The sequence below is a fragment of the Ancylomarina longa genome, assembly GCF_003996985.1.
Classification (GTDB): domain Bacteria; phylum Bacteroidota; class Bacteroidia; order Bacteroidales; family Marinifilaceae; genus Ancylomarina_A; species Ancylomarina_A longa.
In genome coordinates this window covers 18,638-32,574 of the sequence record NZ_RJJX01000008.1, presented here as the reverse complement: position 1 = coordinate 32,574, position 13,937 = coordinate 18,638, and the positions used below count along the sequence as shown (strand labels likewise).

Annotated in this window: 12 protein-coding genes; 7 read left to right on the top strand and 5 right to left on the bottom strand. The window is 35.0% G+C overall.

Translation table 11 applies throughout. The features are described from left to right. Positions 1–8: 8 nt before the first annotated feature. The 4 genes from DLK05_RS07670 to tgt all read right to left on the bottom strand — a co-directional run bounded on the left by DLK05_RS07670 (position 9) and on the right by tgt (position 4,401). Positions 9–317: a biotin/lipoyl-containing protein gene (locus tag DLK05_RS07670; protein WP_127343428.1), complete on the bottom strand. Its 309-nt coding sequence runs from the start codon at positions 315–317 to the stop codon at positions 9–11. An 11-nt stretch (positions 318–328) separates the two neighbouring features. Beyond that, a complete protein-coding gene (locus DLK05_RS07665; RefSeq protein WP_127343427.1) occupies positions 329–1,873 on the bottom strand; it encodes an acyl-CoA carboxylase subunit beta in 1,545 nt (514 codons plus the stop codon). Between the two features lie 203 nt (positions 1,874–2,076). Then, entirely contained in the window at positions 2,077–3,153 is a 1,077-nt protein-coding gene (locus tag DLK05_RS07660) for an LptF/LptG family permease (protein WP_209319777.1), read from the bottom strand. A 117-nt stretch (positions 3,154–3,270) separates the two neighbouring features. Then, positions 3,271–4,401 (bottom strand): tRNA guanosine(34) transglycosylase Tgt, encoded by a 1,131-nt coding sequence (tgt, locus tag DLK05_RS07655; RefSeq protein WP_127343426.1) that lies wholly within the window; start codon positions 4,399–4,401, stop codon positions 3,271–3,273. 240 nt (positions 4,402–4,641) lie between these two features. Here tgt and DLK05_RS07650 point away from each other — a divergent pair, with 240 nt between their 5' ends. The 7 genes from DLK05_RS07650 (at position 4,642) to DLK05_RS07620 (ending at position 10,458) form a co-directional block, all read left to right on the top strand. Next, complete coding sequence (locus DLK05_RS07650; RefSeq protein WP_127343425.1) at positions 4,642–5,742, top strand: glycosyltransferase; 1,101 nt, start codon at positions 4,642–4,644, stop codon at positions 5,740–5,742. A 5-nt stretch (positions 5,743–5,747) separates the two neighbouring features. Further along, the gene (locus tag DLK05_RS07645; RefSeq protein ID WP_127343424.1) at positions 5,748–6,362 is read left to right on the top strand and encodes an RNA polymerase sigma factor; all 615 of its coding nucleotides are present in this window, start codon (positions 5,748–5,750) and stop codon (positions 6,360–6,362) included. A 66-nt stretch (positions 6,363–6,428) separates the two neighbouring features. Beyond that, on the top strand, positions 6,429–7,049 hold the full coding sequence (gene rsmG / locus DLK05_RS07640) for a 16S rRNA (guanine(527)-N(7))-methyltransferase RsmG (RefSeq protein ID WP_127343423.1): 621 nt from the start codon (positions 6,429–6,431) through the stop codon (positions 7,047–7,049). A gap of 103 nt (positions 7,050–7,152) precedes the next feature. After that, entirely contained in the window at positions 7,153–7,311 is a 159-nt protein-coding gene (gene rpmH, locus DLK05_RS07635; RefSeq protein ID WP_127343422.1) for a 50S ribosomal protein L34, read from the top strand. Positions 7,312–7,578: 267 nt separating this feature from the next. Further along, positions 7,579–8,406, top strand: a complete 828-nt coding sequence (locus tag DLK05_RS07630; RefSeq protein WP_127343421.1) for a PASTA domain-containing protein — start codon at positions 7,579–7,581, stop codon at positions 8,404–8,406. Between the two features lie 10 nt (positions 8,407–8,416). Next, positions 8,417–9,475, top strand: coding sequence for an RluA family pseudouridine synthase (locus tag DLK05_RS07625; RefSeq protein WP_127343420.1), 1,059 nt, complete (start codon positions 8,417–8,419; stop codon positions 9,473–9,475). Between the two features lie 11 nt (positions 9,476–9,486). Beyond that, positions 9,487–10,458, top strand: a complete 972-nt coding sequence (locus tag DLK05_RS07620) for a D-alanine--D-alanine ligase (protein WP_127343419.1) — start codon at positions 9,487–9,489, stop codon at positions 10,456–10,458. Positions 10,459–10,802: 344 nt separating this feature from the next. Here DLK05_RS07620 and gcvP read toward each other — a convergent pair whose 3' ends face one another. Further along, positions 10,803–13,694 carry an aminomethyl-transferring glycine dehydrogenase gene (gene gcvP, locus DLK05_RS07615; protein ID WP_127343418.1) on the bottom strand — a complete coding sequence of 964 codons (2,892 nt, stop codon included), beginning with the start codon at positions 13,692–13,694 and terminating at the stop codon, positions 10,803–10,805. Positions 13,695–13,937: the final 243 nt, after the last annotated feature.

The following is a 13,937-nucleotide window of genomic DNA, read 5'->3' as shown; positions in this document are numbered from 1 at the left end:
ACAAAAGTTTATTCAATCTCTAACATCAACAATCTATTAGGAACCTTTACTCCTTCTGTTACATAAATTTTCTTAATAACGCCATCGAAAGGCATTTCGATTCTATTCTTCATTTTCATGGCCTCAAGAATCATTAAACCTTCTCCAGCCTTCACTTTCTGCCCTTCCTTAACGAAAATTTCAACAATAGCACCTGGAATGAATGACATAATCTGTTTCGGATCAGGCTTCTTCCATATTTTCCTGTTTTCAAACTTTTTAGTTAATTCTGTTTGATACAGCGTACCATCAATGTTGAATTCTGTAATTTTTCCCATATCAGTAGTTTTTAGAATGGAGGAATTCCGTGTTTTTTCTGAGGTCTGCGATCTGCCTTATTGCTAGAAACCTCGATGGAATGCAATAACATATTACGAGTTTCTAACGGCTCAATAACAGTATCGATATAACCTTTGGCCGCGGCAACATAAGGATTTGCAAATTTTTCCTTATACTCAGCAACTTTTTCACGACGAACAGCATCCGGATCTTCAGCAGCCATAATTTCCTTACGGAAAATGATATTTGCTGCACCTTCAGGTCCCATAACAGCAATTTCAGCTGTAGGCCATGCAAACATGAAATCAGCTTTCATATGACGAGAGTTCATTGCAATATAACCTCCACCATAAGCCTTACGGATAATCACCGTGATTTTAGGCACTGTTGCTTCACTGTAAGCATAAAGAATTTTCGCACCATGACGAATAACACCCATATGCTCTTGATCAACACCGGGCAAATAACCTGGCATATCCTCAAGGGTAACCAAAGGAATGTTGAAAGCATCGCAATAACGAATAAAACGAGCTGCTTTATCAGAAGAATCACAATCTAATACACCAGCTAACACCATAGGCTGATTTGCTACAAAACCTACAGTTTCACCATTCATTCTACCAAAACCAATAACGATATTCCCTGCAAAATTCTCCATTACTTCAAAGAAGTCTGAATCATCCACTACAGATTTAATTACGTTACGAATATCATATGGCTGAGTTGGATCTGCAGGTACAATATCCTCAATTTTGAATTCTGGTTTTGGAGGCTTTGGTGGGAAAGCTTTTGCTTTTTTACCGTTGTGCCATGGTATGAAGGTAAGAAGCTTCTTAATTTGTTCGAAGCATTCGTACTCGCTTAAAGCGTAGAAATGAGCATTACCTGTGATTTCGCTATGAACTTTAGCTCCACCAAGTTCTTCCATACTAATTTCTTCGCCTAATACGGTTTTTATTACCTCAGGACCGGTAATAAACATTTTTGAGATGTTCTCAACCACAAACACAAAGTCGGTAAGTGCAGGAGAATAAACAGCTCCACCAGCACAAGGACCAAGAATAACTGACAATTGAGGGATTACTCCGGATGCCAGAGTGTTTCGGAAAAATATCTCGCCATATCCGGCAAGTGAATTCACACCTTCCTGAATACGAGCTCCTCCCGAATCGTTAATACCAATCAATGGCACACGCATTTTTAAAGCGTGATCCATGATTTTCGTAATTTTACGTGCATGCATAAGACCAAGAGAACCACCAGCTACCGTGAAATCCTGTGCGAAAATACAAACAGGTTCACCATAAATTGTTCCGGTTCCAATGATAACACCATCACCATGGAGTTCTTTCTTTTCCATGCCAAAGTCGCGGGCTTCATGCTCAACAAATAAATCGTATTCATGGAAAGAATCCTCGTCTAGAATAGAGGTAACTCTTTCTCTAGCAGTCAACTTACCCATTGCAACTTGCTTCTGAATGGCTTTTTCACCGCCACCTTGAAGCACTTTTTCTTTTCTCTTTCTCAGATCAAGAATGTTTCGTTTCAATGACATAATCTGTACATTTAGTTAGAAAATATATATTGTCATATATATTGAATTTCAAAAGTTCATGAAATTCCAAGGTACAACGTTAGTAATTTTTAGGATAAAAAAAAATTCTATACAACATCTAAAAATACCTTGCTATACGAATATAAAATAAGCTCTTTCGCTTGATAATCAAAACAATTTAAAAAAAACTATTTAGAATGTTTCTATTTGGGAGCTACCCGATATAAATACAGGGCGACAAAAGTAAATAAAATATTTGGCAACCAAACAGACAACAATGGGTTCATGCTTCCATTAGTTGCAAAAACGACGGATATTTGCAGGAACAAAATAAAAGAAAAACTCAACAGCAAACCCAAGCCTAGATGAAGGCCCATTCCCCCTCTTATTTTTCGCGAAGCTAAAGATGCCCCAATTAAAGTAAGTATGAAAGTTGAAAATGGATTTGCCAATCGCTTATACTTCTCAATCTTATATGCATTTATATTGCTATCCCCCCTCATACTTTGTTGGTCAATAAACTGATTTAACTCCGGCAGATTCATTGCTTCCACTACATTATTTCGACGACCAAATTCATAAGGCCCAAAGTTTAAGGTAGTATCAATTTTAGTCCCTTGAATGAAGGATTCTTTTCCATCCTTAATATTGCGTATAAAATAATCACTAACAGTCCATTTCTTCTTTTTTTCATTCCACCTAATCGATCTGGAGGTAAGCTTAGAAACTAAGGTTTTACCATCGAATTTCTCCAAAGCAAACTTATAACCAGACTTGCTTGATGTTTCCCAGTTAATCATGTAAACAAAAATACCTGGTTCTATTTGCCGATGTATATTTCTTTCCCTATTTACAAAACGCTTCCGAATATAAGTATCCGTAAAATCCAATCGCTTTTTATTTGCCGGAGGAATTACATAATTACTCATCAAAAAAGAAAATAAGCCTATAATCAATGCGGAAATAAAATAAGGAAACATCAACCGTCTAAAACTTACACCACTACTAAGGATTGCAATAATTTCGGTATTATATGCCATCTTCGAGGTAAAATAGATGACAGCTATAAAAGTGAACAACGCACTAAATAAATTGGCGAAATAAGGAATGAAGTTCAGGTAATAGTCAAATAAAATTGCCCTGAATGGAGCTTCCTTATCAATGAATTCGTCCACATGTTCTGAAAAATCAAAGATTACCGAAATACTAACGATAAGGATTATTGCAAAAAAGAAAGTTCCAAGAAACTTTCGAATAATATATAAGTCTAATTTTCTCAAAACTTGAATTTTAATTTTTCATTTTTGAAATACATCCAAAAATAAATTATCGGAATAAAAGTAAAACTTATTCTTTAAATACCAATCGCCAAGCTTTAGGCTTAGATTTTTTAACACTTACAGTCTAATGGATAATTTCTTCACCATAATATCCTTCCATGCAGCAAATGTCCCCAAATTTATTTGCTCTCTAGCCTCTCGAACCAGCCATAAGTAGAAAGCTAAATTATGAATACTACAAATTTGAGATCCAAGCAGTTCACCCGAATGAATTAAATGACGAACATATGCTTTAGAATAAAATTTATCAACATAAGAAGTTCCATTAGGATCGATCACTGAAAAATCATTGGCCCACTTTTTATTCTTAATATTAATGGTTCCTTCGCTAGTAAACATCATTCCATTTCTCCCATTTCTGGTTGGCATTACACAGTCGAACATATCTACTCCTCTTGCAATTCCTTCTAATATATTTACTGGAGTTCCTACTCCCATTAAATATCTAGGCTTATTTTCCGGAAGAATTTCATTTACCACTTCAATCATGGAATACATATCTTCAACCGGCTCTCCAACAGCCAAGCCACCAATCGCATAACCTTCCCGATTAAGGGAGGCTGCATGTTCCGCTGCTTTTATCCTTAAATCCTTATAAACACATCCTTGAACTATAGGAAATAATGTTTGAGAATATCCATATTTGGATTCTGTTTCATCAAATCGTTTTACGCATCTCTCCAACCAACGCTGAGTCAATTCCAAAGAGTTTTTTGAATATTCATAATTCGAAGTTCCCGGAGGACACTCATCAAATGCCATAATGATATCTGCACCGATTGTCCTTTGGATATCCATCACACCCTCTGGTGTAAACGAATGTTTTGATCCGTCAATATGAGAACGAAAAATTGCCCCTTCTTCAGTCAATTTCCTATTTTCTGCTAAAGAAAAAACCTGAAATCCACCACTATCTGTAAGTATCGGACGATCCCAGCCATTAAATTTATGTAAGCCACCCGCTTGTTCCAATACATCAAGGCCTGGTCGCAAATATAAATGGTAAGTATTACCCAGAATAATTTCAGCATTAATATCCTCTTTTAATTCACGCTGATGCACTCCTTTTACAGAACCCAAAGTACCAACCGGCATAAAAATAGGAGTTTGAATTTTCCCATGATCAGTGGTTAGCTCTCCTGTTCTTGCCGATGATTTAGGATCAGTTTTGTATAATTTAAAATCCATATTAACTTATTTATTGCCAGCAAAACAAAAAGCAAATTCCATTTTGCAAAATCAGGCTGCAAAGATACTAATAAATCTATATTGCAAACACATTCATTTAATGATGCCACAACACATCTATGAAAGTTGATATCCCTACCTATTTGAATTAAAAAAATCAAAAATGATTTCCATTTTAATATCACAAAGATTCTTTTAAATTTGGGCAACATAAAACACTCACGCTGGCTAACCATCATTATGTCATTCACTTTAATTCAAATAGTATTTTTAATAGCGCTTTGCACTTCATTTGCAATTCAATTACTTTTTCAGATTTTTCATTTATTACGTTTCAAAAAGATAATTAGAAAAGAAGGAACAGCTACTTTTGAACCGGTTTCTATTATAATCTGTTCTAAAAATAATGCCTTGGAACTTAAAGATAACTTAACCTCTTTTCTGAACCAATCCTATCCGGATTTTGAAGTTATCGTAGTAGACAATGGTTGCACTGACAATACAGAAGAGGTAGTTAAATTATTACAAGCACAGTATTCTAACTTGCGGTTGACTAAAATCCCCATAGATGAAAAATTCAGACATAATAAGAAGCTAGCTCAGACTATAGGGATAAAAGCAGCAAGAAATAACAAGCTTTTATTCAGTAACCCGAATTGTAAGCCAACGAATGATTTATGGCTAAAAAACATGATGAAGTCCTGGACTAAAGGTGTATTGCTAACCTATTCGAATTTTGAGAATAAAAAAGGATTCTGGTTCAATATGATAAAATATCACCTTCTCGAACAACAACTTCTATTTGCAAGTTTTGCTTCCATAAAAAAAGCATTTGCAGGAGATGGCAATAATATGGGATATCTTAAATCAGATTTTTTCATCAATAAAGGATTTGCCAAACACTCCTATTTTGAAGCTGGATACGACCACTTAATGATCTATCAGTTAGCAAAACGTTCCGGGATTTCTATTTCATTATCCCCATCTACAAAAATGATTTCCCATTCCAAAAGCCCATATAAAGTTTGGTGTAAAAAGAATGCCAACTATTATAAAAGTCTCAGTTCTGTCTCTAAAAAAATCAAATATCTAATTTACGCAGAAAATACAAATAAAATTATCCTTCTGTCACTTCTTGTCTATATGTGTATGAGCACACAATTCTATATATTTATTGGACTTATTATTTTAATTACACTTGCCATTCATATTTATAAATATAAAATAGTTACCAGACATTTGAGGGAAGAGAATTTATTTTTATCTTCGTATGTATATGGCGTTTTTATGCCATTTATTAGATTATACTTATTTTTTAAAAATCTCATTTTCAGCATATAATCAGAATGGAAATAAATCCAAATCTCTCCGAGAAAGCTCAATACGATTACAGGTTAGTACTTTCAGCAATTAATGGTGATCAGAAGTCTTTTGAAGAGCTTTTTAAAAGATACAAGGATGCTATATATTTCATGTTATTAAAAATGGTTAATAACAAGAATGATGCTGAAGACTTAACTTTTGAGGCTTTTGGAAAAGCATTCCGCAACATCAAACAGTATTCTCCTAAATATGCATTCAGCACTTGGTTATTCAAAATTGCATCAAACAACTGTATCGATTTTTTACGTAAGAAAAAAGGTACAACCGTATCGATTGATGGCAAAGATGACAATCAAAATGACAGAAGCATAACTCTAGAATCCAACACTTTAAATCCGGAGCAAGATTTCATCAAAAAGCAGAAGGCTAAAATCATGCGGAAAGAAGTAGGGCGGTTAAAGGACCGATATCGCAGATTAATAGAATTAAGATATTTCGAAGAATTCTCTTACGAAGAAATTGCTCAGGAACTAAAGCTCCCAATAGGTACAGTTAAAGCCCAGCTTTTTAGAGCACGCGAATTACTTTTTAACACTTTGAAAGACTCAGAAGTTAAAATCGACAAGAAAAAAAAGTAGAATTTCCATTCAAATATTAATTCTAAATTTAAGTTTTATCTTTGCCAGCTCTAATTCAATCTTGGCATGGAAATCATAGAAAAATATTTCACAAATCTAAAAGCGGAACAAAAAGCAAAGTTCTCCCGCCTAAAAGAGTTATATACAATTTGGAACAATCAAATCAATGTTATTTCACGCAAGGATATTGACTCTTTATATGAACACCATGTACTTCACTCCCTTGCCATTGCTAAAGTAATTGATTTCAAACCCAATTCTAAAATAATGGATGTAGGCACTGGAGGCGGTTTTCCAGGCATTCCTTTGGCTATCCTTTTTCCTGATTGTGAATTCTATTTAATCGACTCTATTGGAAAAAAAATAAAGGTTGTAAATGAAATTGCAGCGGCACTACAATTAAAAAATGTAAAAGCAGAACAAATTAGAGTACAGCAGGTAAAAGATAAATTTGATTTTATTATTAGTCGTGCTGTAACAGCATTCCCAAGTTTCGTAAATATGGTTCGAAAGAATAGCAGTTCAAAGGATAATAATAGTCTGCCGAATGGAATTCTCTATTTAAAAGGAGGAGATTTTGAAGATGAAGTAGCTCAATACAGTAATAGAATTACTATTTATCCTTGTGCCACATTCTTTTCCGAAGAATTCTTTGAAACAAAAAAAGTTGTACATCTGCAACTTTAATAAAAATAATTCTCTCTATTTTTTTGATAGATTAAAAAAAACCTTATTTTTGCAATCCGAAATCAACGCATATAATAACTTTATTCGATAAAAATTTTTCGCGATGAAAAGAACATTTCAACCTTCAAATAGAAAAAGAAGAAACAAACACGGATTCAGAGAAAGAATGGCCTCTGTTAGTGGAAGAGCTGTATTATCTCGCAGAAGAGCTAAAGGCAGAAAAAAATTATCTGTATCTAGCGAGCGCAGACACAAAGCTTAATTCATTTAAGTAAGCAATATACGAAAAGTAAAGAATCAATATTCTTTACTTTTTTGTATTTATTACTTTTATTAATTGAATGACAAATGACAGAGTTCCAAAGGAGCTCTTTTTTTGTACCCTATAAATAACAATTCTCCGCACAGTAGATTTATTTTTCTTAAATCTAAAAATCTCTGTTATTTTTGTACAAAGCAATAAATCGGTAAAATTTCACACTCCTTTTCATTGTAATTCAGTTAAAGAATACATAATCTTATAATTCATATGAATTCATTAAAATTCCTTAAGAGCAAACTTTTTCTAATTCAATTAAGTCTTGCTTTTCTTATCACAATCGCCTTGATATGGATTACTCTTGCAAGTTTAAAATGGTATACCCATCATGGTGAAAAATTAACTGTTCCCGATTTATACGGAATGCATTTTGAGAACGCTATTGACACAATACAAAATCAACATTTAAGGTATTCTATTTATGATTCCATCTACAATCCCCAATTTGAGCCTGGAGCCATTATGGATCAACGTCCTCTCGCTGGAGCTATCGTAAAAAGAAATCGTAATTTATTTTTAACCATCAACGCAGGTCAACCAGAGCAAGTTCGTTTCCCTAACTTGATTGACAATTCATTCCGCCAAGCTTATGAACTACTTGTTACCAATGGATTTAAAATAGGAAAATTAGAATATCAAGAGAATAAATATTTTAATCTGGTACTTTATGCGAAATATCAAAACGATTCCATTGCTGCAGGTACAATGATTGACAAAGGAGCAACTGTCGATTTGGTACTCGGAAAAGGAGATAATCTAGGAATCATTGCCCCAAATCTGATTGGAAAAAATAAATCACAAGCCACTGAAGGAATAATTCTTTCGAATATGAATGTTGGGAATATTCAATTTGATGAATCAGTCATGAATCACTTTGACTCTATTCAAGCAAAAGTTTACAGGCAAAATCCCCTATACAACGAAAGAATTAAATTACGCCCTGGCACATCAATAAATATTTGGCTTACTCGCGATTCCATAAAAATTCATACTGCAGATTCTTTACTCCAAAGGAGATTAAGTAATTTGCTTTACTAAACAGAAGATAATGACATCACAAATACCAGAAGAAAACTATAATATAGATGAAGATTCCGAAAGTAATCAAGAACAATTCGAACATTTTCGTATTGTGGTTGATCCTGGACAAAAAGCCCTTCGGATTGATAAATTTTTAGTGGACAGAATTCAAAATGCTTCACGCAACAAAATACAAGAAGCAGCAGATAACGGTAATATTCTGGTTAATAATTCAGTAGCAAAAAGAAATTACAAGGTTAAACCCAACGATATTGTAACTATTGTCCTAAGCTATCCACCACGAGAAATTGAAATTATCGCAGAAGATATTCCTTTGAATATCGTATACGAAGATGATGCATTTCTTATCGTAAATAAAAATCCAGGTATGGTGGTTCACCCATCCTATGGACATTATTCCGGGACACTGATAAATGCCTTGGCTTATCACCTAAAAGATCTTCCTTTATTTAATTCACAAGATCCTCGTCCGGGTTTAGTTCACCGTATTGATAAGGATACATCCGGAATTTTGGTAATTGCTAAAACAGAAGAAGCAAAGACGAAATTAGGCTTACAATTTTTCAATAAAACCAGTGATAGAAAATACCGGGCATTGGTGTGGGGAAATATGGAAGAAAATGAAGGTACTATCACCGGACATATTGGGCGAAATCTAAAAAACAGAAAAGTGATGGATGTATTTCCTAATGGTGAATATGGAAAACACGCTGTAACTCACTATCGGGTATTGGAACGATTAGGATATGTGAATTTGGTTGAATGTGTTTTAGAGACAGGACGCACGCATCAAATCAGAGCTCATTTTAAGCATATTGGTCATCCGCTTTTTAATGATGCACATTATGGTGGAAATCAAATCCTAAAGGGAACTACCTTCACCAAATACAAGCAGTTTGTTCAAAACTGTTTTAAAATATGCCCGCGACAGGCTTTACATGCCAAGACTTTAGGATTTATTCATCCTGCAACGGATAAATATGTTTCTTTTGATTCTGAAATTCCTGAAGATATGGCTGCTTTAATTCAAAAGTGGAGAGAATATACATCAAATAGAGAAGATTAATAAAGACGCAAATGAAACGGAAAATTGCTGTTATTGCCGGTGGTGACTCGGCTGAATTTGAGATCTCGCGACAAACTGCGAACCATATATTAAACACTCTCGACAAAGAGATCTATGAAGCTTATCTTGTTGAATTGAGAGGATTGAATTGGCATGTACAACTGGAACAACAATCCTATCCTATTGATCGAAACGACTTCAGTTTCAACATAAACAATCAAAGCGTCAAATTTGATTTTGCCTATATAGCGATCCACGGCACCCCTGGCGAAAATGGGATTCTGCAAGGGTACTTACAACTTTTAAAAATTCCACACTCCACCTGCGATGTACTAAGTAGTGCTTTGAGCTTTAACAAACATGCATGTAATACTTATTTGAAATCTTTGGGATATCGAGTTGCTGAATCGATTCTATTAAAGAAAGGCAAGACTTTTTCAATTTCCGCCATATCAGATAAATTAGGAATGCCCTGTTTTGTAAAACCGAATGCTGATGGTTCTAGTTTTGGAATTTCTAAAGTAAAAAAGACAGAAGATTTAGAAGAAGCAATTTCCAAAGCATTTAAAGAAGGTAATGAAGTAATCATCGAAGCCTTTATTGATGGTTTGGAATTTACCTGTGGATTACTAAAAACTAAAAAAGAAAATCTTATTTTCCCAGTTACTGAAGTACTCCCCAAAAAGGAATTCTTTGATTATGAAGCCAAATACGACCCTAATATGGCGGATGAAATTACTCCTGCGAGAATATCAAACGAATTAAGTCTTCGCATCCAGAACCTTTCTTCAGAAATTTATGATGCTTTAAAATGTAAAGGAATCGTTCGGGTGGATTACATGATTGAGAATGAAGAAATTTTTGTCTTGGAAGCGAATACCATCCCAGGTATGACAGTCAATAGTTTTATTCCAAAACAAATTGCAGCAATGAATCGGGAATTAAAAGATATCCTAAGTTTAGTAATTGAAAATGAATTCTGAAAAATCAAATAAGGAAATATTTAAGGAAGCTTAAACTACTGAGCAATTGAAACTTACTCCAGATCAGAAAAAAATATTTTTTTATTTTTTTTCTGATTTTTTTTCTTCCTTTTGTAAGGCTTGAAATAAAAGAGATCAGGTCTTTCTTATGAAAATTACATTGAAAGAATATCCATCAATTTTCATTTTTCACACAACCTTTTTGAACCTCAATCGTAAGATAATGTAGATTTAATGGATTTGATTTTTCAATTCATTAATTTCATAGTTAAATTTTAGGGTTAGTAATAGAACATTAAAAGGAGGCAGGGGCAGCCTCCTTTTTTGTGTCTATGATTCTGCAATTAATCGCAATCGCAATGTTCTTCTACGTAAGCTTCTAATGCTGCACATGAACACATTAAATTACGATCTCCGTAGGCATCATCCACTCTACTTATGGTTGGCCAAAATTTATTGTCAGCAACCCAGTTCAATGGATATACAGCTTTTTTACGACTATAACTATGATTCCATTCATCGGCTGTCATTACCATATGCGTATGCGGTGCATTTTTCAATACATTATCCAATGCATCAGCAATGCCATCTTCAATCTCCTTCATCTCCTCGTTGATTTTTGCCAATGCCTCGATAAAACGATCCAATTCTTCCAATGGCTCACTTTCAGTTGGCTCTACCATTAGGGTTCCATGAACTGGGAACGATAAAGTAGGTGCATGAAATCCATAATCCATTAAACGCTTAGCAATATCTGTATCGATAATTCCAGCAGTCTTGCTAAACTCACGACAATCAAATATCATCTCGTGACCAACGCGACCTTTTTCGCCGGTATAAAGAATTTTAAAGCCCATTTTTTGGAATGATGATGCCAAATAATTCGCATTCATTATTGCCATTTTAGTAACTTCTTCTAAACCTTCAGCACCTAACATTGCAATATATCCATAGGTGATTGGCAATACACTAGCCGATCCGTATGGAGCTGCTGCAACTGCAGAAATTGAATTCTCTCCACCCGTTTTCACAACTTTGTGTGATGGTAAGAACTGTACCAAATGTTCTGCCACACAAATTGGCCCAACACCAGGTCCTCCTCCTCCATGAGGAATTGCAAATGTTTTATGAAGATTTAGATGGCAAACATCAGCACCAATAGTTCCAGGATTTGTTAACCCAACCTGAGCATTCATATTTGCACCATCCATATAAACCTGACCACCATTTTCATGAATCAAATCCATCATTCCTTTAATTCCAGACTCGAAAACACCGTGTGTAGATGGATAAGTAATCATGTAGGCACACAAATTATCTTTGTGTTTCTCCACCTTGGCTTTAAGATCTTCAAGATTTACATTCCCTTTATCATCGCAAGCTACCACAACAACATCCAATCCAGCCATTGCAACAGATGCAGGATTAGTACCGTGAGCAGAAGCAGGAATCAAAACGATATTTCTGTGAGTATCTCCACGTGAAATATGATACTGTCTGATTACCATCAAACCAGTATATTCACCAGCAGCACCAGAATTTGGTTGTAATGTACAACCCGAAAATCCGGTGATAACCGAAAGCCATTGCTCTAGTTCAGTAATCAATTCCTGATACCCTTGAGCCTGATCAACAGGAACAAATGGGTGAATAGCACTAAATTCTGGCCAGCTGATAGGTAACATCTCAACTGCAGCATTCAGTTTCATAGTGCAAGAACCCAAAGAAACCATAGAAGTATTTAAACCAATATCTTTTTTCTCAAGATTCTTGATATATCGCATCATTGCAGTTTCCGAACGATAACGCTTAAATACGTCAAGTGTTAAGAATTTGCTTACTCTTGCAAATTGCTGATTGAAATAAATTTTCTCCTCTACCTCTGATTCTGCAACTTCAGCTTTACCAGCTGCTTTAGCAAAAATATTTAAAATTGTATTTATTTCATTTTCACTGATTTTCTCATCAGTAGAAATACCAATAGTTGTATCATTAATATAGCGGAAGTTTAATTCAGCCTCAAGTGCAGCATTTCTGATATCCTCTACTGCAACACCATTCGGAAGAATTACTTCCAATGTATCGAAATAGTTTTCAATAGTTTGTTGATAATCCAAAGCCTTTAATCCTTCTGATAATTTCCCGGCAGCAGCATGAATATGACCTGCGATTCTCTTTAAACCTTCGGCACCATGATACACACCATAGAAGCCAGCCATTGAAGCTAATAAAGCCTGAGCGGTACAAATATTTGAAGTAGCACGTTCACGTTTGATATGCTGTTCGCGGGTTTGCAAAGCCATTCTCAAAGCAACATTTCCTTGTGCATCTTTAGTTACACCGATAATACGACCAGGAATATTTCTCTTATATGCTTCACGACAAGCCAAATAAGCAGCATGCGGACCACCATAACCCATTGGAACACCAAAACGCTGGGTAGTTCCCAAAACAATATCAGCACCCCATTCTCCCGGAGGAGTTAAAAGCACCAAACTCATTAAATCCGCAGCAACAGCAACCAATGATTCAGCAGCATGTGCACGCTCTACAAAATCAGTATAATCTTCCACGCTACCATTTGCAGCAGGATATTGCACGATTGCGCCAAAAACCTGATCGGTAAACTCAAAAGTTTTATAATCTCCAACAATCAATTCAATTCCACGGGGAACCGAACGAGTATTTAATACATCAAGTGTTTGTGCAAAAATATTTTTGTCTACAAAAAACTGATTTGCACCAGTTTTTTTCTTAGCACGGGAACGTAAGCCCTGCATCATATTCATTGCTTCGCCAGCAGCAGTAGCTTCATCTAAAAGAGAACAGTTTGCCAGTTCCATTTTAGTTAAATCCAATACAATGGTTTGGAAATTTAGCAATGCTTCCAATCTACCTTGCGAAACCTCAGCTTGATAGGGAGTATAAGGGGTATACCATCCCGGACTTTCCAATACATTTCGCTGTATTACAGCTGGAGTAATGGTATCGTAATAACCTTGCCCAATAAAAGTTCGGAACAATTTATTCTTAGCAGCAATTCCTTTTATTTTCGAAAAATATTCGTATTCAGACAATGCTTTAGGTAAATCCAAAGATTTTTTGAGACGAATATCCGAAGGGATTGTTTCTTCAATCAGGGCATCCAATGAAGGAGCACCAACAGTTTCCAACATGGTCTTAAGATCGCCTTGACGAGGACCAATGTGACGGGAAACAAACTTTTCGCTTGCCATATCGTTGTTTAGTATTAAATGTTGTTTATAAAAATTTGTGAGTGTAAAAGTAGCAAAAGATTTAAGATTTCGGGAGGAGTAATCATGAATTTCCTCTGTTTTTCAACATTACTGAAACACAAAATAAAGCACCTTAACAAATTGCTTTACAAGACAATACAAACATGATTTTTATCACACTTTCATCGATTTTCCAGTACAGTTACACCATAAAAAAACCTCTTCGAATCGAAGAGGTTGTCT